The 24,235-nt window shown below is 54.8% G+C and carries 25 protein-coding genes; 13 read left to right on the forward strand and 12 right to left on the reverse strand.

Annotated features, from left to right (window positions below; genetic code table 11):
- Window positions 1–293: 293 nt before the first annotated feature.
- Window positions 294–2,201 (reverse strand): S8 family peptidase, encoded by a 1,908-nt coding sequence (locus B145_RS0110930; RefSeq protein ID WP_026259037.1) that lies wholly within the window; start codon window positions 2,199–2,201, stop codon window positions 294–296.
- 329 nt (window positions 2,202–2,530) lie between these two features.
- On the opposite strand from B145_RS0110930, the gene B145_RS0110935 reads away from it, so the two are divergent.
- Complete coding sequence (locus B145_RS0110935) at window positions 2,531–2,941, forward strand: hypothetical protein (RefSeq protein WP_018607310.1); 411 nt, start codon at window positions 2,531–2,533, stop codon at window positions 2,939–2,941.
- 296 nt (window positions 2,942–3,237) lie between these two features.
- Here B145_RS0110935 and B145_RS0110940 read toward each other — a convergent pair whose 3' ends face one another.
- Window positions 3,238–3,843, reverse strand: a complete 606-nt coding sequence (locus B145_RS0110940) for an HAD family hydrolase (protein WP_018607311.1) — start codon at window positions 3,841–3,843, stop codon at window positions 3,238–3,240.
- An 11-nt stretch (window positions 3,844–3,854) separates the two neighbouring features.
- Window positions 3,855–4,304: an SsrA-binding protein SmpB gene (gene smpB, locus B145_RS0110945; RefSeq protein WP_018607312.1), complete on the reverse strand. Its 450-nt coding sequence runs from the start codon at window positions 4,302–4,304 to the stop codon at window positions 3,855–3,857.
- 129 nt (window positions 4,305–4,433) lie between these two features.
- Between smpB and B145_RS0110950 the strand changes: the two genes are divergently transcribed.
- Complete coding sequence (locus B145_RS0110950; RefSeq protein WP_018607313.1) at window positions 4,434–4,880, forward strand: type II toxin-antitoxin system RatA family toxin; 447 nt, start codon at window positions 4,434–4,436, stop codon at window positions 4,878–4,880.
- Window positions 4,877–5,200: an RnfH family protein gene (locus tag B145_RS0110955; protein WP_018607314.1), complete on the forward strand. Its 324-nt coding sequence runs from the start codon at window positions 4,877–4,879 to the stop codon at window positions 5,198–5,200. The genes B145_RS0110950 and B145_RS0110955 overlap by 4 nt, the downstream gene beginning before the upstream one ends.
- A gap of 102 nt (window positions 5,201–5,302) precedes the next feature.
- On the opposite strand, the gene B145_RS0110960 is transcribed toward B145_RS0110955, so the two are convergent.
- A complete protein-coding gene (locus B145_RS0110960; protein WP_018607315.1) occupies window positions 5,303–5,788 on the reverse strand; it encodes a DUF4124 domain-containing protein in 486 nt (161 codons plus the stop codon).
- A 95-nt stretch (window positions 5,789–5,883) separates the two neighbouring features.
- On the opposite strand from B145_RS0110960, the gene guaB reads away from it, so the two are divergent.
- The 3 genes from guaB (at window position 5,884) to guaA (ending at window position 10,368) form a co-directional block, all read left to right on the forward strand.
- Window positions 5,884–7,347 carry an IMP dehydrogenase gene (gene guaB, locus B145_RS0110965; protein WP_018607316.1) on the forward strand — a complete coding sequence of 488 codons (1,464 nt, stop codon included), beginning with the start codon at window positions 5,884–5,886 and terminating at the stop codon, window positions 7,345–7,347.
- 127 nt (window positions 7,348–7,474) lie between these two features.
- Window positions 7,475–8,743, forward strand: a complete 1,269-nt coding sequence (locus tag B145_RS0110970; RefSeq protein WP_018607317.1) for an MFS transporter — start codon at window positions 7,475–7,477, stop codon at window positions 8,741–8,743.
- 41 nt (window positions 8,744–8,784) lie between these two features.
- On the forward strand, window positions 8,785–10,368 hold the full coding sequence (gene guaA / locus B145_RS0110975; protein WP_018607318.1) for a glutamine-hydrolyzing GMP synthase: 1,584 nt from the start codon (window positions 8,785–8,787) through the stop codon (window positions 10,366–10,368).
- A 268-nt stretch (window positions 10,369–10,636) separates the two neighbouring features.
- Here the strand turns inward: guaA and B145_RS0110980 are convergent, their stop codons facing one another.
- Together B145_RS0110980 and B145_RS0110985 are read right to left on the reverse strand one after the other, a co-directional pair.
- On the reverse strand, window positions 10,637–11,647 hold the full coding sequence (locus B145_RS0110980; RefSeq protein WP_018607319.1) for a substrate-binding domain-containing protein: 1,011 nt from the start codon (window positions 11,645–11,647) through the stop codon (window positions 10,637–10,639).
- A gap of 190 nt (window positions 11,648–11,837) precedes the next feature.
- Window positions 11,838–12,281: a YaiI/YqxD family protein gene (locus tag B145_RS0110985; protein WP_018607320.1), complete on the reverse strand. Its 444-nt coding sequence runs from the start codon at window positions 12,279–12,281 to the stop codon at window positions 11,838–11,840.
- A 203-nt stretch (window positions 12,282–12,484) separates the two neighbouring features.
- On the opposite strand from B145_RS0110985, the gene bioF reads away from it, so the two are divergent.
- The 5 genes from bioF (at window position 12,485) to B145_RS0111010 (ending at window position 17,030) form a co-directional block, all read left to right on the forward strand.
- Entirely contained in the window at window positions 12,485–13,663 is a 1,179-nt protein-coding gene (bioF, locus tag B145_RS0110990; RefSeq protein WP_018607321.1) for an 8-amino-7-oxononanoate synthase, read from the forward strand.
- Window positions 13,660–14,376 (forward strand): alpha/beta fold hydrolase, encoded by a 717-nt coding sequence (locus B145_RS0110995; RefSeq protein WP_018607322.1) that lies wholly within the window; start codon window positions 13,660–13,662, stop codon window positions 14,374–14,376. Before bioF ends, B145_RS0110995 begins: the two co-directional genes overlap by 4 nt.
- Window positions 14,363–15,139 carry a methyltransferase domain-containing protein gene (locus tag B145_RS0111000; RefSeq protein ID WP_018607323.1) on the forward strand — a complete coding sequence of 259 codons (777 nt, stop codon included), beginning with the start codon at window positions 14,363–14,365 and terminating at the stop codon, window positions 15,137–15,139. Before B145_RS0110995 ends, B145_RS0111000 begins: the two co-directional genes overlap by 14 nt.
- Window positions 15,114–15,797, forward strand: coding sequence for a dethiobiotin synthase (bioD, locus tag B145_RS0111005; protein WP_018607324.1), 684 nt, complete (start codon window positions 15,114–15,116; stop codon window positions 15,795–15,797). The genes B145_RS0111000 and bioD overlap by 26 nt, the downstream gene beginning before the upstream one ends.
- 66 nt (window positions 15,798–15,863) lie before the next feature.
- Window positions 15,864–17,030 (forward strand): DUF2863 family protein, encoded by a 1,167-nt coding sequence (locus B145_RS0111010; protein WP_018607325.1) that lies wholly within the window; start codon window positions 15,864–15,866, stop codon window positions 17,028–17,030.
- 56 nt (window positions 17,031–17,086) lie between these two features.
- Here B145_RS0111010 and B145_RS0111015 read toward each other — a convergent pair whose 3' ends face one another.
- On the reverse strand, window positions 17,087–17,911 hold the full coding sequence (locus B145_RS0111015; protein ID WP_245541851.1) for a glycoside hydrolase family 16 protein: 825 nt from the start codon (window positions 17,909–17,911) through the stop codon (window positions 17,087–17,089).
- 19 nt (window positions 17,912–17,930) lie between these two features.
- Here B145_RS0111015 and B145_RS0111020 point away from each other — a divergent pair, with 19 nt between their 5' ends.
- On the forward strand, window positions 17,931–18,707 hold the full coding sequence (locus B145_RS0111020; protein WP_018607327.1) for a YitT family protein: 777 nt from the start codon (window positions 17,931–17,933) through the stop codon (window positions 18,705–18,707).
- 100 nt (window positions 18,708–18,807) lie between these two features.
- Here the strand turns inward: B145_RS0111020 and B145_RS0111025 are convergent, their stop codons facing one another.
- Window positions 18,808–19,668 carry a hypothetical protein gene (locus B145_RS0111025; RefSeq protein WP_018607328.1) on the reverse strand — a complete coding sequence of 287 codons (861 nt, stop codon included), beginning with the start codon at window positions 19,666–19,668 and terminating at the stop codon, window positions 18,808–18,810.
- Between the two features lie 85 nt (window positions 19,669–19,753).
- Window positions 19,754–21,010: a porin gene (locus tag B145_RS0111030; protein WP_157288373.1), complete on the reverse strand. Its 1,257-nt coding sequence runs from the start codon at window positions 21,008–21,010 to the stop codon at window positions 19,754–19,756.
- 90 nt (window positions 21,011–21,100) lie between these two features.
- Between B145_RS0111030 and B145_RS28620 the strand changes: the two genes are divergently transcribed.
- The gene (locus tag B145_RS28620) at window positions 21,101–21,253 is read left to right on the forward strand and encodes a hypothetical protein (RefSeq protein ID WP_157288374.1); all 153 of its coding nucleotides are present in this window, start codon (window positions 21,101–21,103) and stop codon (window positions 21,251–21,253) included.
- A gap of 49 nt (window positions 21,254–21,302) precedes the next feature.
- Here the strand turns inward: B145_RS28620 and B145_RS0111035 are convergent, their stop codons facing one another.
- The 3 genes from B145_RS0111035 to B145_RS0111045 form a co-directional block, all read right to left on the reverse strand.
- On the reverse strand, window positions 21,303–22,391 hold the full coding sequence (locus tag B145_RS0111035; RefSeq protein ID WP_018607330.1) for an ABC transporter ATP-binding protein: 1,089 nt from the start codon (window positions 22,389–22,391) through the stop codon (window positions 21,303–21,305).
- Window positions 22,392–22,462: 71 nt separating this feature from the next.
- Entirely contained in the window at window positions 22,463–23,305 is an 843-nt protein-coding gene (locus tag B145_RS0111040) for a carbohydrate ABC transporter permease (protein WP_018607331.1), read from the reverse strand.
- 12 nt (window positions 23,306–23,317) lie between these two features.
- A partial coding sequence (locus B145_RS0111045) for a carbohydrate ABC transporter permease (RefSeq protein ID WP_018607332.1) occupies window positions 23,318–24,235 on the reverse strand: 918 nt, incomplete at its 5' end.

Genomic DNA, 24,235 nt, shown 5'->3' on the forward strand with positions numbered 1-24,235 from the left:
CAAGCCCCCTTCAGATTGCATCCCTGGTAAGGATACAAGCTTACGCCCTCCGCACAGCAGATCGACCCAAAGTCACAAAGGCCACTACATGGCACATCCAGCAGATGTAACCGAGTTGGGGCTGTTGGCAAACCTGCCTGAATGGCTTTGACCTGAATGGGCGTAAAAAAATGGAAGGGGCCCTATTTCAGCCCCTTCCATTTTTAAAATACCTTCGGCACACCAACTTTTAGTGCAATCAATAACTATTCAAATACACTACCGGCAGTTGGATATGCATTGCGTGGCAGGTTTCAATATGCCTGAGCGGCGGATACCGCACGAATGGCATCAATAAAACCGTAACCTGACTTTCTATCATAGCCAACGCCCAACTGGGGATCGTTCGAGTTCATCATATCGATAGAACTGGACTTCATCACCGATCCAATTTGACCTGCCTTCAACCTCATGCGTGAAGCCTGAAGCATCAGCGCAGCAACTCCGGCCAAATGTGGCGATGCGGCAGAAGTTCCGTAAAAGTTCGGTTTCCCATTCGGCTCCTCATCCCCTTCACCAAAAAACGTTGTGTCCACGCCGTCTGGGCCGCATACATCCGGTTTCCTTGTATCCAGTGGCGAAGACAACAGTTTTCCAGCTGCATCACGGGTACGGACAAAACCACCTAAAGAAGAAAAGGGTTCTGGTTGCGGCCCAAAAACCGTATTGACTCTGTTATAGCGCACAGCACAGGCAGTAAGCCCCCACTCCGAAGCATTATGCCCAACGATTGTGCTGTTTTTAAACGCAGCACCTTGAGGCCAATCGACATAAGAAATATCGGGTGAAAAGGCAACAATTTTGAAGCGGCCGGGCAGTTTCCCAACATTCTCAGGCATCGCCACGCCAACATAAATGGTAAAAGTATCGCTACTGGCATCTGAATTCAGGTAAGCATACACAGACTCGAATGGATCTGCGCCTACATTACGATTACCGGAGAAAAAATTGATATTGCTACCTTGAGAGTCAGTAAATGCAATCAAATCCAGATCAGATGCCGAACCGGTACGCGTACTGGAAAAGGATGCAAAAGGTTCATCCCATTGCAAAACCAAAGTTACCGCAGCACCTTTATGCAACACAACTGGAAATGTTACCTGACCATTACCCCAGTCATGCAGACTCCAACGTCCGGCTGAAGAACCATTGATAAACAGATTGCGGGCAGGCAAAGGGCGGAATTTGGCTTCCGCCGATTTATCTGCCTGGTTCGCTGCTGCATTCACAGTCACTACATTATTGTTGACCAGAATATCATGCTGAGCAACGCTGATCGGGCTTTCCTGAAACCAAGGGTCACTGTACCAGAACAAATCATCACTGATAACATTGGCACCAGCGCGTGCCAAGGCTCGTAATCCCGCTGCATGATCTACTATGCTATCGGGCGCATAAATGGCGAGTTTGGCTCCCGGCGCAACGTCATGCACAATCTGCAGCATCGCCCTGCCTTCGTCATTCTCTCCTGAATTCGCTGCTTTGTCCTTAAGCACATTTACCGGCGTCAAATGCCCATATGGATTGCCCGCTCCGGGGAGATCTCCGGTAGCAACATCCTTGCTTGCGCCGCCCAGCACGTTATACGAGGTGGAAGTCACACCTACGGTCACGCCCGTTCCATCAAACCCCATTGATTGGCGCACGGCACTGGATTTTTGAGCCGCATCACCTTGTGAAGTCACGGCCCCAATACTGCTGCCGTGCCCTGGCGCAGCACGCACAAAACGCGCAGTGGTAAGCTTGATCAAAGCACCGATCTTGGCTGGATCAATCTTGCCCACAATCAGATTTCCCGTCTGCTTGATCTCTAGAACTCCGGCATCTTTCAGTTCCGCCATCAACGCGCTATCGTGCTTTGCATCTACAGCCATCGCTTCGATTGAAACGACCCCATTGACAATCGCAGGCCCCGAGAAACCGCCTCCACTCGCTTTCGCAGCTTTACCTCTTGCCGCATTGTTCATGTACTGCTGATACACCATGAGCAATTGAGGATCTACGAATGAACGCCCAACAGTCGAGACGGTATTTGCAACAGAATCCTGCTGAATAGAGACACGAGCCCCATCTTGGGCCATAGCAGGTACAACAGACGCCCCTGAAAACAGAAGACCAACAAATACCGCAAAAAACCTGAGCGAATACTTTTTACATAGCATAAAGCCACCTTTTTAAGCAAAGACAATAAAAAAATTAACCCGCTCCCACCAAAACAAATGACGCCCTCAAGCCATACAAACTAAAAAAACAGGCAACACAAAACCCTGCGCAAGTCATAAACGCACTACAAAACAAGACGCTCTTTTACCTAATAGATATTTTTATTATTTCAAATACATCTAATTTTGATTAAAAAATGGAAAAAGCAAGCGCAATCAGACCTAGTGCTTTAGTTGCAGATTTTTACCACAGCAAATAAAGTTTTTCATTACGGTTTGAAAATTTCGGATGAACGGATATCTTTACTTCATGGAGAAATTTCGTTTTTATGTACATCCATGAAAGCTACGACATCCGAAATTTTTGTCATAAGCATTTGAATTACTTCATCATTTATGAACAGATGCCGATATCTGCCAGAGACGCTCAAATCTCCCCTCGCCACAAACAACAAAGCCCTACACGACACACGCAGCATCACCCTGCCGAGAGAGGTCAGCAGCTATTTGGTACGCTGGCGCCATGTTTTACGGAAATGGAAGCTGAACTTGCACAATGGCAGGCCCAGGCAGAACAGGCCCAAGGTGAGACCAAGCGCCCTAAGCCACTTGCTAAGGATAAAGTCATATCGCAATGCGAATATGACGAAGTAGTACAAACAAAGAACTCGCCCTGGCAAATTTTGAATCAGCACGTGCTGCATTTCGAAATGCAGAGCCGAATCTCTTTTATACTTTAGTCATTGTCCCGATTTTCGGCATTGCTGGCTGTGCAGCAAAGTCATAGGGATGCCTTCTGACGCAAGGCAGTGACACGGTGCTGACCACGATCACCCAGACCGATCGGGTTTGGGTGCGTTTTTCTTTGTCGGCGGAAGAATCGCGCGGGATATGCAGAGGCACAAGCCGCTTATCAGGCAACAGCGCATGCCGCATTCAATGCGCTTTCGCTCACGCGCAAGCGCTATACAGCAGGCCACTCCAGTTCCCTGGAACTACTTGATGCACAACGCACTGCCAATAGCGCACAAATCCATCAGACGGGCAGACCGATCTGGCGCAATTCGGTGCGTACATTGCCGCCATTGGTGTAGAGCACGGCATGCAGGCCGAAGGCGCGGGCGGCAGCAATATTTTTGGCGCTGTCGTCAATGAAAAGTGCTTTTGAGGGTTCTACCTTGAAACGTTGGCAGAATAGCGCGTAGATTTCTGGCTGCGGTTTGACGAGCTTTTCTTGTCCGGAAACCAGCACGCCTTCAAATTCATTCAGGAAGGGGTAGATTTCCCGAATCCGTGGAAATGCCTCATGCGACATATTGGTGAGCGCCAGCACCCGAAACCCTGCCTGCTTGAAATGATGAACAAGCTCCACCGATGTCTCAATGGCTGGCCCCAAGGCTTGTTCCCAACGTTCCGCATAGGCCTGGAACAGATTCGCATATTGCGGAAATGCCTGACGATGGGCTGCAACGCCCTCCGCAAAGCTACGCCCGGCATCCTGCGCAAGATTCCATTCATGGAATTTTGAATCGGCAAGGAAGTGGTCGATAGCTTCATCGGAATCGAAATAATCCCGGAAGAGCCATTTGGGCTCCCAGGGGATCAGCACATTGCCGATGTCAAAGATGATGGTATCAATCATAGTGAGCCTGCCTAGCGGACTTTTTCGCGCACAAGGCGTTGTTTTTCACGGTCCCAGTCGCGCTGCTTTTCCGATTCACGCTTGTCGTAGAGCTTCTTGCCCTTGGCCAGCCCGATCTCCAGCTTGATGCGACCTTTGGTGTAGTGCAGATCCAGCGGCACGATCGTAAAGCCCGCGCGTTCCACCTTGCCGATCAGGCTGTCGATTTCCTCTGCGTGGAGCAGCAGCTTGCGCGTGCGCGTGGGGTCCGGGTTGATATGCGTGGAAGCGGTGGGGAGTGCGCTGATGTGCATGCCGATGACGAAGATTTCCGCGCCCCGCAGAATGATGTAGGCTTCCTTGATCTGGGCACGTCCGGCACGGATGGCCTTCGCCTCCCAGCCTTCAAGCACAAGTCCGGCTTCGAAGCGTTCTTCGATGAAGTAGTCGTGGAACGCCTTGCGGTTATCGATGATACTCATGAGGTGTCTGAAATTTCTTAAATTTGTGGCTTGTTGTTCTTGCTAATGCGGGGCAGGCAAACTTAAGCGCCTTGCTTCCGTTACAATCTCTCATTTTACCAGCGTCGCGCGCAGAAGCTTGGAAACAGAATGGCGGATGTCAGGAAAGTCGTACTTGTTGAACGCTCCGCACAGGATTTGTTCAATCTTGTTGATCAGGTTGAAGCGTATCCCGAGTTCTTGCCCTGGTGTGGCGGAACTGAGGTCTTGGAGCGTTCCCCCACCACCACCGTGGCAACGCTCCATATCCACTACCATGGCGTCAAAGCCCATTTTACAACTTGTAACACCAAGCAGGCGCCTGTTGCCATGCAAATGAATCTGCGTGAAGGCCCCTTCAAAAAGCTGGAAGGGCAGTGGCATTTTACCCAGTTGGGGGACGTGGGGTGCAAAGTAGAGTTTTCTTTGCACTACGAATTTTCCAGCCGTTTGCTCGATAAAGTGCTGGGGCCGGTGTTCAACCACATTGCCACGACCTTTGTCGATGCGTTTATCAAGCGCGCTGAACAACTCCAATCCCAAGGAAAGTTACAATGAGCGATTTCATTAATGTGGCGGTTTGCTATGCGCTGCCGCAGCGCCAGGATCTTGTAGAACTCAAGCTGCCGGCGGGGAGTACCGCCTCGCAAGCAATTGCAGCTTCGGGCCTGCAACAAAAACACCCGGATATTGATCTGGATCGCTTCAAGGTGGGGGTGTTTGGCAAGCTTATTAAGCTCGACACCCCCTTGCAGGATCAGGATCGAGTGGAAATCTATCGCCCGCTGATTGCAGACCCCAAAGAAGTGCGCCGCAAACGCACCGAGGAAGGCAAGGCCATGAAGAAGGGGGGCGGAGACTTGCCTCCGGCGGCCTGATTTTGTAGCGGGTTGCAGGGGCCTTGATCAGGAGCGCTTCCCGGTTGCGGCCCTTGCACCAGACGCAATGCCGGTGCTGAGCCCGGCGCAGATCCTCGCGTTTTACTTGCTGCACTCCTTGGCAATCTTGTCGTTGAGTTCGGCGATTCTCTTGGCCATCTGCTCGTCAGAGTACAGTTCCATTTCGCCCTTGGCATTCGGGGTGCCGACTCGGCCACCTTGTTGCATCATGGCGCGATTGTTACGCAGGTTGGTGCAATAACGTTCCTTGTCGGCTGCGCGATCATCTTCGTCCTTCTTTTTCTTGTCGGCAGCGGCTTGCTCGGCCTTGCGTTGACGGGCTTCCTGTTCCTTTTCCTGCCAGGTCTTGGGGCCAGCGGGTTTGCTGGCATCACTGTCAGGCGCCGATGCGGGCGTGGCTACCGGGGCTCCGCCTTTGAGCGTTGTGGTATTGGCCTTGGCGTCTGCAGGTGGTTGGTCGGAGAAATGAACGTGTCCGTTGGCGTCTTTCCACTTGTAGATTTCTGCCGAGGCAAGAGTGGATGCTGAAAGCACAGCCAAGGCGACGAGGAATTTGGTACCCTTCATAGGATTGCTCCGGTTACTGATTGATTTGCCTGGACATACTTTCAAGCTGCCCGGCTACTCTGTATAATGCTGATTTGCTGGTAAGGATTATAGACATGCGTTTGATCCAGAAGGCACTGACGTTTGATGACGTCCTGCTTGTTCCTGCCCATTCTGATGTACTCCCCCGCGACGTAAATCTCGCAACGCGTTTGTCGCGTAATATTCAACTCAATCTCCCTTTAGTGTCTGCTGCCATGGATACCGTGACGGAATCCGGCTTGGCCATTGCACTGGCGCAGGAAGGTGGGATTGGCATCATCCACAAGAACTTTACGCCAAAACAACAGGCCCAGGAAGTCGCCCGGGTCAAGCGTTTTGAATCAGGTGTCTTGCGTGACCCCATCACAATCCCTCCGACGATGTCTGTCCGGGAAGTTCTTGCGCTGACACGACAGTACAAGATTTCCGGTCTGCCTGTGGTGGATGGCCGACGTGTGGTGGGTATCGTCACCAACCGTGACTTGCGGTTTGAATCCAACCTGGATCAGAACGTTGCGGCGATCATGACCCCTAGCGACCGTCTGGTGACGGTCAAGGAAGGCTGCTCGCTGGAAGAGGCCAAGACTGTGATGCACCGCCATCGCCTGGAGCGTGTGTTGGTGATGAAAGAATCCGGCGAGCTGTATGGCCTGGTGACGGTCAAGGATATCCAGAAAGCCACCGAACACCCCCTGGCAGCCAAGGATGCACAAGGTCGTCTGCGTGTTGGCGCGGCTGTTGGCGTAGGTGCTGGCACGGAAGAACGCTGCGAATTGCTGGCCGAGGCTGGTGCGGATGTGATCGTGGTGGATACCGCACACGGCCATTCGCAAGGCGTGTTGGATCGTGTGAGCTGGGTCAAGAAGAATTTCCCGCAAGTGGACGTCATCGGCGGCAACATTGCCACGGGCGAAGCCGCGCTGGCGCTGGTTGATGCAGGGGCGGACGGCGTCAAGGTCGGGATCGGCCCAGGCTCCATCTGCACGACCCGGATTGTGGCCGGTGTCGGTGTGCCGCAAATCACGGCAGTTGATAATGTGGCGCGTGCGCTTGAAGCCTCAGGTGTGCCTTTCATTGCTGACGGTGGTATCCGCTACTCGGGTGATATTGCCAAGGCGATTGCAGCCGGTGCCTATTGCGTGATGTTGGGTGGGCTGTTCGGCGGCACGGAAGAATCCCCGGGTGAAACCGTGCTCTTCCAGGGCCGCAGCTATAAGGCGTACCGAGGCATGGGTTCATTGGGCGCCATGCAACAAGGCTCGGCTGACCGTTATTTCCAAGATAACGAGGCATCCAACGCAGAGAAGTTGGTGCCGGAAGGCATTGAAGGCCGTGTGCCTTACAAGGGCCCCGTTGCTGCAGTGATCCATCAACTGATGGGGGGCTTGCGTTCTTCCATGGGTTACGTAGGGTGCTCTAGCATTGAAGACATGCGTACCCGTGCGCAGTTTGTGGAGATCACGTCGGCCGGGATGCGTGAGTCGCATGTTCACGATGTGCAGATTACCAAGGAAGCACCTAACTACCACGTGGATTAAACCTGTGTGGTGTGTAGCGATCTTGTCCTGATTCGCCAAACCTGGGCAAGATCGCAAGCAACTTGGTAGGTTCCAGGGCGCGAGCCGGATGGTTTGCGCCCTTTGTTGTTCTTGATTGAGACCGACGATGCCCCAGGCAGAGACTGAAAACAACAAGCAGGTCAAAACGCGTAACGCAGGCATGGGTTTTATCATGCTGACCGTTTTGATCGACATGCTGTCGATTGGTTTGATCATCCCTGTCCTCCCCAAGTTGGTGGGAGGCTTCACAGCCAATCCAACCGAGAATGCTTTCTGGTATGGCGCGGTCGTGGTGACCTTTGCCGTAGCCAACTTTATCAGCTCCCCAGTGCTGGGCGCTTTGTCAGATCACTATGGTCGCCGCCCTGTACTGCTGGTCGGGTTTTGCGGGTTGGCGCTGAATTTCTTTGCGACAGCTGCTGCCACGGCAATGTGGATGCTGATCGCTGTTCGCATCCTGGGCGGTGCCATGCAGGCCAACGCCGCAGTAGCCAACGCCTACGTAGCAGATATCACCGCGCCTGAGAACCGGGCACGCAGCTTTGGCATGCTCGGCGCCATGTTCGGTTTGGGCTTCACCCTTGGGCCGGTGGCGGGCGGGATTCTCGGACACTTGAATATCCATTTGCCCTTCCTGGTCGCGGGGCTTCTGTCCGTGGCTAACCTGTTATACGGTTATTTTGTGCTGCCAGAGTCCTTGCCCAAGGAACGGCGCAAGACGTTTTCGTGGCGCGCCGCCAATCCGGCAGCGTCGTTTATCAAACTCTCCGGCTTGCGTGGTGGCGGACCCTTGGTCGTGATGATTGGTCTTGCTGGTCTGGCCCAGTTTTCCATGCAAACCAGTTGGGTGCTGTATTGCTCTTTCCGCTTTGGCTGGGGGCCGCTTGAGAGTGGCTTGTCGTTGTGCGCTGTCGGGGTGGTGTCCGTTATCGTGCAAGGTTTCCTGCTCAAGCACATGCTGGCAAAGTTTGGCGCAAAGCGTTTGACGGTGATCGGCCTTGCTTCCGGTTCCTGTGCATATTTTCTGTTTGGCTTGGCAACCCAGGGCTGGATGATGTACATCGTGATCCTGATGAACATGTTTGCCTTCGGCGCGTCGGCGGCGATCCAGAGTCTGATTTCGAATTCTGTTGACGCACGCAGCCAGGGGCAAATCCAGGGGGCCGTAGCCTCTCTGAATAGCCTGACTGCGGTGGTGGGGCAAATCCTGGGGGCGGCGCTGATGGTATCGGTGTCGCACCTTGATCGCACCAGTGTGCTGATGGGTGTTCCGTTCTTCTTCTGTGGCGTACTACAAGCCTTTGCCGCAGTGTTGTCGGTACGTTATGTCATGACCCATCGGGAAGGGCAAAAAGCGCCTTCCACGGCGGCGTGAAGTCTATTTTTCTCTAACCCGAACTACTTTGAGCTTTCCACATGCACGACAAGATCCTCATCCTTGATTTCGGTTCCCAGGTCACCCAGTTGATCGCCCGCCGTGTGCGTGAAGCGCATGTCTTCTGCGAAATCCATCCTGCCGATGTCAGCGATGAATTTGTTCGCAACTACGGCGCCAAAGGGGTCATCCTTTCCGGTTCGCACATGTCGGCCTATGAAGAAGCCACCGACAAGGCCCCGCAAGCCGTGTTTGACCTGGGCGTACCTGTGTTGGGAATCTGCTACGGCATGCAGACCATGGCCCAGCAGCTTGGCGGCAAGGTCGAAGCGGGCAAGGAGCGCGAATTCGGTTACGCCGAAGTACGTGCGCATGGCCACACCAAATTGCTGGAAGGCATCGAGGATTTCAGCACGGCTGAAGGCCACGGCATGCTCAAGGTATGGATGAGCCACGGTGACAAAGTCACCGAGTTGCCCGAAGGCTTCAAGGTGATGGCCTCCACGCCATCCTGCCCGATTGCGGCCATGGCCGATGAGTCACGCCGCTTCTATGCCGTGCAGTTCCACCCCGAAGTGACACATACCCTGCGTGGCGCGGAAGTCCTGCAACGCTTCGTGCGTGAAATCTGTGCCTGCAAGGCCGACTGGGTGATGGGCGATTACATTGCCGAAGCCGTCGCCAGGATTCGAGAGCAGGTCGGCAAGGATGAAGTGATCCTCGGTCTGTCTGGCGGTGTGGATTCCTCGGTGGCCGCTGCGCTGATCCATCGTGCCATTGGCGACCAGCTGACCTGTGTATTCGTCGATCACGGCCTGTTGCGCCTCAACGAAGGCCAGATGGTGATGGACATGTTCGCCCGCAATATGGGGGTGAAAGTGATCCACGTTGACGCCACGGCTCAATTCATGGGCAAGCTTGAAGGCGTCTCCGATCCCGAAGCCAAGCGCAAGATCATCGGCAAGGAATTCGTCGAAGTCTTCCAGACAGAATCTGGCAAGCTGAGTAATGCCAAATGGTTGGCACAGGGCACCATTTACCCCGATGTGATTGAATCCGCCGGAGGCAAGACCAAGAAGGCCAAGACCATCAAGAGCCACCACAACGTGGGGGGGCTGCCTGATACGCTGCACCTCCAGTTGCTGGAGCCGCTGCGCGAATTGTTCAAGGACGAAGTGCGCGAGCTGGGCGTGGCCCTTGGTCTGTCGCACGAAATGGTCTACCGCCATCCTTTCCCCGGGCCGGGCCTGGGCGTGCGTATTCTGGGCGAGGTCAAGAAGGATTTTGCCGATCTGCTGCGCCGCGCGGATGCCATCTTCATTGAAGAACTGCGCAAAACCGTGGATGAGAATTCCGGCAAAACCTGGTACGAACTCACCAGCCAAGCCTTTGCCGTATTCCTGCCGGTCAAGAGTGTAGGCGTGATGGGTGACGGGCGCACCTATGAATACGTGGTTGCTCTGCGCGCAGTTCAAACACAGGACTTCATGACGGCCCACTGGGCGCATCTGCCCCATGAATTGCTGGGCAAGGTCAGCAATCGCATCATCAACGAAGTCCGTGGCATCAACCGTGTCGTCTATGACGTTTCCGGTAAGCCGCCCGCAACGATTGAATGGGAATGATTCGGCGTCTGGCAATAGCTGGCACCGAGAAGCACAAAAAAACACCAAAGCCTGCAGTAGTGCGCTGATGCAGTTCAGTTAAGGCTCTTTAATGTGCCGAACTGAGTAGCTGTGGGGATTTTGCTTTGACGACACGGGGGCATTTTCGCCCCCGTCGTTTTTCTACACCTTCGCACAACCCCAAAAATGAAAAATGCCGCTCACCTAAGTGAACGGCATTAGTGCTGTGGCGCCTCTTCCACTCTGATCAGCGTCAACGGGGTACGGCTCAAATCCCCAGTTGTTCGCGGGTGTACATCCCTTCTTTCACCAGCAGATCCATGTTCTCCTTGGTGATCAAGGTGGGTTTGAGCAGTTTGGTATCCACCTTTTTAAACCCATTGGGCAATTGCCCTTCGTACTTGACTTCCTTGCCAGAGACCAAGGCCAGCGTTGTATCGGCAGCCAGCGTGGCCAGATCTTTCAGGTGCTTGTAGACTGTCATGGTCTGTGTACCCTTGAGTACGCGCTTGCAGGCATCCAAATCACAGTCCTGCCCGGAAACCGGCACCTTGCCTGCCAGCGCACGGGTCTTGAGTACCTCGATGACGCCTCCAGCGGTGCCATCGTTACTGGCCACCACGGCATCAATCTGGAGATGTTTTTCAAATACCTGGATCATGATGTCAGAAGCCACAGCCGGGTCCCAATCAGTCACCCATTCCATGCCGACAATCTTCACATCCCCTTTGTCCACCAAAGGTTGAAGCGCCTTGAGATGTTCCTCGCGGTATACCAGCGCATTGCCATCAGTATTGGCCCCACCCAACAAGAAATAATTTCCTTTAGGAGCTGCCTTGATCACTGAATTGACTTGCATACGGCCGATTTCAGCATTATCAACAGAGATATAGGCATCAATATCTGCATCGAAAATAATCCGGTCATATGCCACAACCTTAATGCTTGCAGCCTTAGCCTTGGCCACCGCATCCTTGAACAATTTGCCGTTCAGGGGCAGTACAACAATGGCATCCACCTTGCGGTCAACCAATTCCAGGAACTGTTTGACCTGCCCATTCTCATCCCCATTGGCCCACTTGACTGCCACTTCAACACCGATTTTTTTCGCTGCTTCCACAAAATAGTCGCGGTCACGCAACCAGCGTTCGATCGACATGTTATCGAGCATCAGCCCGATAGTGGGCGGCCCCTTGCGTGAGCATCCGCCTAATACTGCCTGGGCAAGCCCAGCGGCGCCGCCTAAAAGAAGAGTACGACGCTTGAAAAAGTGATTCATGACAGCCTCCTGTGATATCAGGCGACATAAAGACCCGCGCAGATACACATTCAAGCCAGGGGGATACCCCGACCTAAGTGCGCCACACGCCTGCCACCCGGAAATTATTATGTAAGTCAAACACGCGGAATGCTAATGACAACGTTCAGTCATTAGAATAGGGGCTGACCCTTGCCCCTGCGCGAGGAGACTATACCCTTTGCAGCAGCTGATCCAGCCGTTTGGCGAACGCCTGACGATCGGCAGGGCCAAACGCAGCCGGCCCACCCGTTTGCACCCCGGCACTACGCAAGCTCTCCATAAAGTCCCTCATCGACAAGGCTTCACGGATATTGGCTTCGGAATACAGTTCCCCACGAGGCGAAATAGCCAGGGCTGCACGCTCGACCACCCCGGCGGCCAGGGGGATATCCGAAGTCACTACCAGATCCCCTGGTTTGATCTGCTGCAAAATGTAGTGGTCCGCCACATCAAAACCACCAGGCACCTGTATGGCTCTGATGTAGGGCGACGCGGGCACCCTGAGCATCTGGTTGGCCACCAGACAGGTTTCCAACTGCTTGCGTTCTGCCGCCCGGAAAAGGATTTCCTTGATTGGCACCGGGCAAGCATCCGCATCCACCCAGATACGCATTCGTTTTGTCTCACTCATGATTCATTAACAGATTTTATTGATTGGCCCACACACCCTGCCCTTCAGAACCGTATAGGCAGCCATATCAGGTGATCGGGCGTAAAATGCGCTTTGCGGGCTAGAATACTGTATCCAGGCCGCAGCACAAACCCAAGCCACGGGAGCGGTTAAAATGCTCTCCTTCCTGCACTCGCCCTGTTTCAATGCCCTCCAGACATAATATCCTTGAAGAGCTTGCCACCAAGCTCGCCGAAGTCCGCCAAAGCGATCTGTTCAGACAACGCCGTGCCGCAACGCTGCCTTGCAGCCCTCTGTACGACTATGCCGGACAGTCCTTCCTGTCCTTTGCCAGTAACGACTATCTGGGTTTGGCAAACTCCACGGCCCTGATTGAAGCGGCCCAGCGAGGGGCAAAGCGCTGGGGCGTCGGCTCTGGCGCCTCACACCTGGTCAGTGGGCACACCCTGGCGCATGATGCGCTGGAACAACGCCTTGCCGCCTTCACTGGTTTTGAGGCCTGCCTCAGCTTTTCTACCGGCTACCTGGCCAATCTTGCGGTTCCTCCGGCCTTGCTGGGGCGAGGAGATGCCATTTTTGCTGATCGCCTCAACCACGCCTCGCTGGTTGATGCTACTCAGTTGGCCCGCGCCGATCTCACGCGCTACCCCCATCTGGATCTGGTTCGTCTGGATAACGCATTGCAGGCATCAAAGGCTGTACGCAAAATGATCATCAGCGACGCGGTGTTCAGCATGGATGGCGACATTGCCCCACTGGCTGACCTGATCAAGCTGGCGGACAAACACGATGCATGGCTGCTGATTGACGACGCGCATGGTTTTGGCGTGTTGGGCCCACAGGGGCGCGGCTCGCTGGCGGAAATTACGGAACGCTCCCCGCGCCTGATCCTGATGGGCACCCTGGGCAAAGCTGCCGGAGTCGCCGGGGCATTTGTTGCAGGCTCTGCCACCGTGATTGATTGGCTGCTGCAAAAAGCACGGCCTTACATTTTCACCACAGCCAGCCCCCCCCTGCTGGCAGAAACCCTGCTCTGCGCCCTTGACCTGATTGAGCACGGGGATGCCTTGCGGGCACAATTGAACCGCAATATCGAACTTTTGCGGAATAGCCTGCATCTGCGCCGTTTCCGTCTCCTGCCCTCACGCACAGCGATCCAACCGATTGTGGTGGGAGATAATGCGGTGGCACTCAAAGCCTCTACGCGCTTGCGGGAGCTTGGCCTCTACGTCCCGGCAATCCGCCCACCTACCGTACCGACAGGTTCTGCACGGTTACGGATTTCGCTGTCCGCAGCACACACTGAAGCAGATACCAAGCGCTTGGTAGATGCCTTGCACACCATCGAAAACGAGTTGGCATGACGGCAAACCTGGTGCTCTTGCATGGTTGGGGCTATCGCCCCAATGTATGGCAGCCTCTTATCGACAGGCTTCCCGGCTATTCCATACAAACCCCCGCTTTATCCCCCCAAACCCCAGACATCGCCGTTTGGGCCGATGAATTGGCCGCCACCCTGCCTGAGCACAGCGTTCTGATAGGATGGTCACTGGGCGCAATGCTGGCGCTGAGTCTGGCCCAACGCCACCCAGAAAAACTGGCGGGGCTGTTTCTGATCGGAGCATCCCCGTGTTTCGTGGCTTTGGAAGAATGGGAGCATGGCTTGGCACCTGCAATTGTCAGCCAGTTCCAGACGGATTTTGCCTGTAATACCGCTCGCACCCTGAAGCGCTTCCTTGCCCTGCAGGTGATGGGGGAGCAGGATCGCCCCGGCCTGCAAAAAATTCTGGAACCCTGCCTGGCGCAGGATGAAATCAACACCACAGCTCTGCAGACCGGTTTACAGATATTGGCCGCAACTGATCTGCGCAGAAAACTCCCCACCCAGCCTATCCCCTGCACTCTGCTTCACGGTGCGCAAGATGCGCTGATGCCTCTTGCCGCAGCCCAATACCTGCATGCCCATCTTCCAAGCAGCCGCCTGATAGTGGAAGACAATGCGGGGCACGCCCCCTTGTTTGCAAAACCGGAAGCACTCGCCGCCTTGATCCATGAGGTATGTCTTGCCGCATCCTGATTACAAACACGCAGTACGCCAGTCCTTTTCACGTTCCGCCTCTGCATATGACAGTGTTGCAGGCATCCAGCGGGAGATTGCCGCACACCTGCTGAACGCATCCCCCGTCCCTTTTGGCAACACCGTATTGGATGCAGGATGTGGCACCGGATATGCTTTCCGCCTGCTCGCCAGCAAGACGCCAAGCCTACAGATTACAGCACTCGACCATGCTTTTAGCATGTGCCACGAAGCACGTGTGAATCGCGTGATCTGCGGTGATCTGGAAGCACTCCCCATTCAGGCTTCGAGTCTGGACAGCTATTGCTCAAGCCTTGCCTGGCAATGGACAAACCCGCTGCAATCGGCCACGGAGGCCCACCGGATTCTCAAGCGCGGAGGATCGCTTGCCGTCGCCACCCTGGGGCCGCAAACACTCATGGAACTCAATCGGGCTTTTGCGGGCACCGACCAGTATCCACACGTACTGGGTTTTCGTAGCGCAGAGGAATATCGCCATGCGCTTGAAGCTGCGGGCTTTGAAAGCATCGTCATCCTCCGCCAGATGCACACAGTGTATGGGCCGGACGCTGCCAGCCTTATCAAGAACATCCGTACCCTGGGCGCTGGCGAACTCGGCGGGCAACGTCGTCGCCCCGGTCTGCTGGGCAAAAGTGCTTGGCAGCGCATCCAGGCCAATTACGAAACCATGCGCGAGCCCCAAGGGCTTCCCCTCAGTTATGACGCACTCTACCTGTATGCAATCAAACCTGATCACTCTTGAACATTGTTTTCTCACCGGCACCGACACCGAAATCGGCAAAACCCATTCCGCCTGCGCCCTCCTCCACACCTGGCGTAGCCTGGGCTTTAGCGCGGCGGGTTACAAGCCGATTGCGGCGGGCGGCATCTGGCAGAATGGCACACTCGTCAATGACGATGCCCAACGCATTCACGCCGCCTGTAGCCCAGGCATCCGCATTGAAGAAGTCAATCCAATTTGCCTGAAAGCCGCAATTGCTCCGCATGCTGCCGCCAAAGATGAAAACCGCAGCCTGCGACTGGAACCGATTCTTGCAGGTTACCGGGCGATTGCACCACGTTTCGAACGAATCGTGGTTGAAGGCGTGGGCGGATTCCGTGTCCCCCTGGGCGCGGATTTTGACAGTGCGGATCTGGCCGTCGCACTGGGCCTGCCGGTGGTACTGGTCGTAGGGCTACGCCTGGGCTGCATCAACCATGCGCTCCTCACCGTTGAAGCCATTCTGGCACGCAAGCTCACCCTGGCGGGCTGGATCGGCAATACCTTGTCGCCCACCATGCCGCGCCAAGCAGACACGATTGACAGCTTGCATCAGTTGATCCCTGCCCCCTGCCTGGGGATACTGCCTTGGTCGCTGGCTCCTGCCGACGCCATTGCTGCACTCAAACCAAGCATTTAGCCAACAGCCAGATGCCCACTCGGTGCTAGACTTTCAGATCAACTATTCAACGCAGGAATTACGGGAATGAAACGCTCTCGTTTTGGGCGCCATAGCGGTTTGCCACAAGATACGGAAAACTTGCTCTGGCTTGCCAACGGATTGGCCGATTCAGGCAGCCGAGCCGAAGATGCATTCTGGGAACAGAAACTGCGCGCCGAGGTGGAGACGCTCCTGAACTCAGGCAGTGAAGAGAGTATCAACGCCGCACTCGATCATCTGTTTACTGCCAATATGCGGGCCTATGGTGTGCTGGCTGATGCCATCGAATCCAGCGCCGAACAGACATTGCTGCCGGATGGCCGTGAAGTGCTGCTCTTGGCCGCCCCCGTGCAGGCATGGTCACGCTTCTCCATCCCAGCCACGACGATTCCAGCCAAGATGCTCACGAATCTTCGCGTACACATGCAGGCCCATGTGCTGGCAGAAGGCGTCAAACTCACCCTGGCTGACACCTTGTTCAGCCCGGATCAGCTCCCGCAAGGCTACTGTGAAACAGCCAAGTTCACCCAGAAATTTGCACAATTGATCCCTGACAACCAAGTCCTGCACATTAACACCGCCTTGTTGCCGGAAACGGGCCGCTTTCTCTCTGACGTGCGCTACATCCTGGCTGCGGTCGAAGTCACCCCAGGGTCGCCCTTATTCCGCTGGCAAGAAGAAGACGGCACCCGCGAAGAGGCAGCCAACCAATGGAGCGCACAGGCTGGCGCCTGCCTGGCACCGCTACTCACCGGTTGCGCCACCCAAATGGTGATGCCCGACGCCTATTTTGCGGCCTGCCGTCAGTCAGACCGGGCCTCACGCCCCTATTCGATCCAGGCCTCTACCGCATTCCTGAGTACCACACTGGAAGTGGCCCCCTCGGATTTGCATGCCATCATCGCCTTGTTTCATGACCATCAACTTGAAGAATACCGGGTGGGTTTTGCCACAAAGGATAACGGCAGCATTGTACACGGCGTAGTCTGGCCCCTGCTCGGCCCAGAGGATGACGCAGCGGAAGTCCCTGGCCAGATCGAAGCAGCACTCAAGGAAAGCGGCATCCAGCACATCACCCAGCTCGACAGCCGCTTTCCGCTGGAATACTGCGACGACTGCGGCGCCCCGCTCTACCCCTCAGCCGAGGGCGAAGCAGTCCATGCCGAACTGCCAGAGGACAAGGCCGAACAAGTACCCAAGCATTTGCATTGAGCATAATTAAAGAGAACCCATCCAAAGCCCGCCAGATCTGACGGGCTTTGGATGGGTCAAGGTGCACTCGCCGCTTCCTTGGGTGACTGCCAAACGCGCACATAGTCAACGTCCATCCGCACCGGAAATATCGAATTATCGATTCCCTGTGCACCACCCCAAGTTCCCCCCACGGCAACATTCAAAAGCAAGTATTGCGGCGTTGAAAACGGCCACGTCGATTTGCTGCCATCCCCGTCATTGACGAAGCGGAAATAATTACGATCATCCACGCCCATCGTGATCGCCTCTGGTGTCCAAACCATCTGATAACGGTGGAAACTCCCGCACACATCTTCTACACGCAGCTCCGAACCCCTTTGTGTGGAACGCATATGATTATAGGCACGCGTGTGGATGGTGCCGTGAACTACGCCTTTGTCATGGCCTACGTGTTCCATAATGTCAATCTCACCATCATCCGGCCACTGCATATTGGGTTTGTCGGCAAGCATCCAGATCGCAGGCCAAGTCCCCCGTCCACACGGCAGCTTGGCCCTCACCTCCCAGGCACCATAGGTCCAGCTCGCTTTGCCACGCGTAACCAGACGGGCTGATGAATAATCCTGCCCGCCTGAATCAGAAAAGCCGCCGGTATCGTCACGCCGCGCTTCGATAATCAGCACGCCCGATTCAACCCGACTATTCTGAGGGCGGGCCCGGCTGTAATACTGCTTCTCGTTGTTATACCAACCTTTGCTATTGCGGTCGGTATCGTAGTCCCACTTTTTGGGGTCAGGCAGCCCGTCCTGGTCAAACTCATCGGCCCACACCAACTGCCATCCGGCGGGAATCCCTCCAGCTTCCTGGATCGCCCCCTCTGGCAAATTGCTTTTGCTCATCTTCGAACCAGCAGACCCCATGCTGGCGCAAGCGCCTAGACATCCACCCAGCGCAAACACCGCCAATATCCTGTATATACTCATTGCCTATCCTTCCCTGCATACTGTCGTCCACAACCCGGCATTCATTTTGCTTGGCATTGTGTCATTTTCCATCAACCGTATTCAGACAAACACGATGAACAATCCTGTTACGCCCACACCTGTGCCACATTCTTTGTCCGAGGACATTCAGGCCATTTTGGTAGGGCCTCTATTTATGGCACTTGCAGTCATGTTCTTTCGCCAAACCGGGCTCCTCACCGGTGGTATTGCGGGTGTTGCATTCCTGGCTCATTACCTCAGCGGCTGGCGCTTTGGCCTACTGTTTTTCCTACTGAATCTGCCATTCTATGCCTTCGGTTTCCGCTCGCTCGGGCTCGCCTTCACCATCAAATCCTTTACTGCCGTGGCGCTGTTGTCGGTATATAGCGAAATGCTTCCACTTCTTTTGCATATCGATAAGCTCAACGACGTATTTGCATCCATCATGTCCGGGCTTCTTGCCGGAATTGCCCTATTGATTCTGATCCGCCATCGGTCCAGCCTGGGTGGAATCGGGGTGCTCGCCATTTTTCTACAGGAACACTATGGCATCCGTGCCGGTAAATTCCAGATGGGAGCGGATTGCTGCATTGTGCTGGCCTCCTTCTTTGTCGTCGATCCATACCATGTTGCACTCTCTATCCTCAGTGCAGTCATCCTGAACATGGTCATCGCGGTCAACCATCGCCCTGGGCGCTATTTCGGCATATAAAACACGCACCGTGAGGAACTCTGGACACTAACCTTGGGGAGACGATCCAAGGCAGCGCCCAGAGCCATCACATGCCACGCCCCGGGAAAGAACGTTGGCATTACATCAACTTGTAGTACAGCAAATTAGTCCGATCCAAGACTTCATAGATATTTTCTGCAGTTGTCGCCACATTATAGTCAAACTGCGCGGCATCTTTGCGCTCAAGTTTACTCACGGCCTCCTCAAAATATGGCCACTGAGTCTGGGCCAACAAAAGCAGAGATTTGATTTCACCCGTGTTTTCAGGCGCTTTGGCCAGCAACTGGGCATTCTCTGCAAACTCCTTGCTCGCTTCAGCAATCTGGCGGCTCGCTTCCTCGCCTTGATAACCCAAAGCCCGGAAAAAATAGCATTTGGCAATCAACTGGGAAAGCAGACATTGCTTGCCCGAATAATCCACCAACTGCCCCAGTGGAGAACCACTCAGAAACAAGGAAGTCGGGCCTGCACTTTGATTGATCAGCGACGACAAACTGGTGCACTGATTAGCCAATGCAGGAAGATTCGCCAAAGAAGGTTGTGCGCTCACCAGGGCACGAAATTTGATCCAATCAGAACCGATTCTCTGTAGCGTTGATTCAATCTGGTAATTCGGCGTACCAGAACGTTGATAGGCATCCAGATGAGCCTGCTGCAGCGCATCAAAACGTTTCACAGAATCTGAGATAACTCGCTTGGCATCTGATACCCGAGCCCCCACAACTGCTTGAGCATACAGCTTGGCAATACGTTGCACCAGTGTACGTCTCTGGTTGGCCAAGAGGATATATTCAACCTGCAATGGTGGTCCACCATTCGTTTCTTTAGGCGTCGCCACAGGTGCCGCAGATAGCACCGGACTGGCAACAATAGCCAGTCCGGCATACATGAAGCGACGACGGGAGCTTGCAACGGACAAAACAGACGGTACGGAAAACATAAACGCTCTCCTCCCACTATTCATACAAGACTACAGGGCGCCCGATCCCGCGCGCCCTGTCCTACTACACCACCATGTCAAGCAATTAGAAGTGCATTAACCAACCCGCCTCATACTTGGTTGCACGCAGGTTTGTCTTGTAATTTGCATCCAGCGCGGTGAACTTCTTTTCCGTCCAGTTGAAACGGACATAGGTCGTAGCCCCTACCCCAACGTTATACAAAGCCCATAGATCGACAACATTTCGTGTCACTTTCAGGCGTTCAAACGTCACAGATGAATTGTCCACATAGAAATTTCCACCCCACGCTCCAATCGTGTGAGCCTTGTAGATATGGCGGCTCAGGTAGCTTTGGAAGCTCCACTTGTTCCAGTCGTACTGGATCTTGAACATGTGTTCACTACGCTTGATTTCATCAGGGATATCATTGATCCCCAGGCCACCGCGCATGTAGGTGTAAGCCAACATCACAGGCCCGACAAGTGTTTTGGCAGTCACCCCATATGAACGGCCAAAGGCACCATCGGACGAGGAATAGCTGGCAGTCTTGTCAACGTTGGCACCGCTCAGGTGCATGGCCCCGGCACCCAACAGGGTGCCATTGCCCATGTCATAGCTTACAAAAGCGGTCTGCGCCTGGCCTGTTGTATTCGTGCTGCTCTTGGCCGTATAGTTACTGGGCGTATTGAATTGCAGTTCCATATTGAACTGGCCGAAGCTGTTGCTATAGCGCAGTGCGTTACCACGCAGATCGGCCAGCGCGTAATATGCACGTTGGTTACCCCAGATTGGGTCAACGGTCGTGGTGTCGTACAACAAGCGCATTGGGTTCATGATGTTACCCACGCGGAATGTACCGAAAGGTGTTCCGAGGCTGCCGTAGACTTCATCGTTACACAGCACCCCTTTGTTGTCACCGTTCAAATCACCATAAGAAGCAAAGCCGCCACCGTGACCATTGTTGGCCCAGTTTTCGTTATCAACAAAGGCTTTATCCCAGCCGTTGTGAACCGGCATGGCACCACCCGCGCTACCATCGTATGCTGCGAGTGCGCCATTGGTGGTGGTTGCCACGCTGGCGCAATTGAAGCCTGCACTGTATCCCCCCTTCAAATCCCGAGAGCCACTGAACCACAAGGCCATATTTCCATCGACTGCTGCCTGCTGACGCCCCGTATAGCCATTGTTCCAACCACCACTACGATCAAGCACCCCCACGCGTGCCTGCACGTCAGCGGCAACAGACATATCAGCCTGAACATGTGATGCAGCCAAAGCCAGTGTGGCTACGGCCACTGCACGCGCGGCGACGGTGAGCTTGGCAGTATGTGTTGTACTCATCATGATCTCCTCATTGCGTTGTAAAAGCCCCCCCGGGGCGTATTTGCGACCAGCGTCGTCGCTGTTCTGCAAAATCATGGAAGCGCTTTCATGTCTATTCAAAAGAGTGACACTCAAGCTTATGTTTCTAAAAATGAACCTGAGCTACAAATAGCCTTCATGCTGATAGCGTTTTCTTCAAGAAGAAAACTGGAGAGGCTTCGTGGCGGCAAAGCCCCTCCACCAAATAGCCATACGAGATGACTAACACAGAAGAGACTTTCAGCATCCAAGCATGTTTTCATCTGTTCTTTCAGGCCGAAATGCGTCGCCCATCCTTGGCAAACACATGCAGAGTGTCCATCCTGGGAACCAGTGATATCTTGTCGCCATGGCGCAGCCCTGCTCCCACCTCTGGCACCTTTGCTGTAATCACCTGCCCGCCATTCCCCAGTGTGGCGTACACAACCACGGAATCCCCCAGGTGTTCCAGCAGATCAACCGTGACGGGAATACCCTGCCCACTTTCAGCTACCCGCATATCTTCAGGTCGCATGCCAAGTATCACCTCTCCACCTGAAGCAAAATTCCCTTTGAAGCGATATTCAAAATGCGGAGCCCCCTGGATTGAAATGGCATTCATCCCGTTATCCACAGCTTTACACTGACAATTCAAAAAATTCATTTTGGGACTGCCGATAAAGCCGCCGACAAACTGGCTCTGCGGCTTGCGGTAAAGCTCTAGAGGTTCGCCAAACTGCTGGATCACACCACAATCAAATACCGCAATGTGGTCGCCCATCGTCATGGCTTCAACCTGATCATGGGTCACGTAGATCATCGTGGCACCCAACTCGTCATGCAGTTTGGATAGCTCAATGCGCATCTGTACGCGTAGCGCCGCATCCAGGTTGGATAGCGGTTCGTCGAACAGGAATACCTTGGGAGTCCGCACGATGGCCCGGCCAATGGCGACCCGCTGGCGCTGCCCGCCAGACAATGCCTTGGGCTTGCGGTTAAGCAGCGGATTGATTTGCAGGATTTCNGCTGCACGCCCCACCGCAGCCTTGATTTCNTNCTTGCTCTTGCCNGCCAGTTTGAGNGCAAANCCCATGTTCTCCGCNACGGTCATGTGGGGGTACAGCGCATAGCTCTGGAACACCATGGCCACACCGCGTTCAGCCGGGGGAATATCATTGATCAGGGTGTCACCGATGCGGATTTCCCCGTCGGTGATGTCTTCCAGCCCTGCAATCATTCGTAGCAGTGTGGTCTTGCCGCAGCCAGAAGGCCCTACGAATACAGTGAATTCTCCATCCTTGATCTCAAGGTCAATACCATGAAGAACTTGGGTGCCATCGGGATAAGTCTTGCGCACATTGCGCAGGGTTACGCCTGTCATAGATCTGCTTCTTTCCTAGTGCGCTACGCAGCGCTGTTCAATCGGAGTACCTACATCCACAAATTCTTTTGTCATGATTTCACCGCACCTGCGGTCAATCCGGAGATCAATCGCTTGGACGCCATCACGAAGAGGATCATCAGTGGCAGCACGGCCACGGCCGAGCCTGCCGAGATCGCCCCGTAAGGGGTCTGGCCGGTGCCTTGCAGCGCGCGTAGCGCCAGCGGGATGGTGTACATGTCCATGTCACGCATCACGACCAGGGGGCCCATGAAGTTGTTCCAGGACCCGATGAAGGTCAAGAGCCCCAGGGTGCCCAGTGCCGGTCCAATCAGGGGCAGGATGACCCGGAAGTAGATGCCGAACTCACTGCAGCCATCAATGCGGGCGGCGTCGATCAGTTCCTTCGGGATCGCGGACTCGATGTACTGGCGCATCAGGAAGATGCCGAAGGCACCCACCATGGCCGGCACGATCAGGGCCTTGGGTTGGTTCATCCAGCCGATCCAGCTCATGGTCAAGGCGGTCGGGATGATGCCCACGAAGGAGGGCAGCATCATGGTCGACATGATCAGGCCGAAGATCAGTTTCTTGTAGCGGAACTGGTACATCGCAAAGGCGTAGCCGGCGAGCGAACAGAAGAACAGGTTTGCAGCCGTGGTGGCAATGGCGATGTACACGCTCCAGCCGATGTTGTGCCAGAACGCAGGCAGACGCCCGAGCAAGTCGTTCCAGTTCTCAAAGAAGTGTGTGCCAAACCACAGGGGTGGGGGCACCGAGAGGATCTCGGTGTTGGTGTGGGTAGCGAACACGAACATGAACCAGAACGGGGCGAACATCATCACGCCGCCAACGGCGATGATCAGGTAGGCCAACAGGATGGGCAGGCTGGGTAGAGAGATTTTCGATTTCATGATGGGCTGCTCCTATTCCTTGCTCGCCAGCAGCTTGTTGTTGATCACGGTGAGGACGACGATCAGGGCAAAGACCAGCCAGGCAATCGCAGCAGCGGTGCCGAAGTCGTTATCCATGAAGCCGGTGCGATACATGTGCATGGCAACGGTCAGGCCCGCCATATCCAGGCCGCCCGAACCGCCGGTGATGATGAAGGGCTCTTCAAACAGCTGCAGGTTGCCGATGATGGTGAAGGTCACACACATGAACATCATGGGCTTGAGCAATGGCAAGGTAATGAAGCGGAACTGTTGCACGCGGGTGGCACCATCCATGGTGGCCGCTTCGAACAGATCCTTGGAAATGGTTTGCAGGGCGGCCAGATACATCACCGTGTTCCAGCCCACATAACGCCACCAGACCACAAAGGCAATCATCGGCTTGATGTACTGCGGTTGGCCCCAGTCAATGTTCTGCGCCGGGAACAACCAACCGATCACCGGGGTGTGAGACATCCCGGTCAAGAAGCTGTTGACCGCACCGAAGTCACGCGAGAACAGCGTGGTGAAAACCAGGGAAATCGCCACCGACGAAGTGATAAAGGGCAGGAAGTAGACGCCCACCACGGTGTTGCGCATACGCCCAAAGACCGTATGTAACAGATACGCCAGGGGCAGACCAATCAAATGCTGTGGCAACCCGGAAGCCAGCCCCAGCCAGACGGTGTTGTACAAGGCTTTCCAGAAATAGTCATCCTGAGTCAGGATGTAGGTGTAGTTCTCAATACCGACCCACTTCATCGCCTCCAGGCCCATCGCAGGGTCCCATTGGTGGAAGGATAGGTAGACCGCAAACAGCAGCGGGAACAGCCCGAACAGACAGAATATGATGAAGAACGGGCTCACGAACACATACGGCGCCCAGTCACGACCTTTCAGACGCTTGCGGCG

This window comes from Uliginosibacterium gangwonense DSM 18521 (assembly GCF_000373965.1).
Classification (GTDB): Bacteria; Pseudomonadota; Gammaproteobacteria; order Burkholderiales; family Rhodocyclaceae; genus Uliginosibacterium; species Uliginosibacterium gangwonense.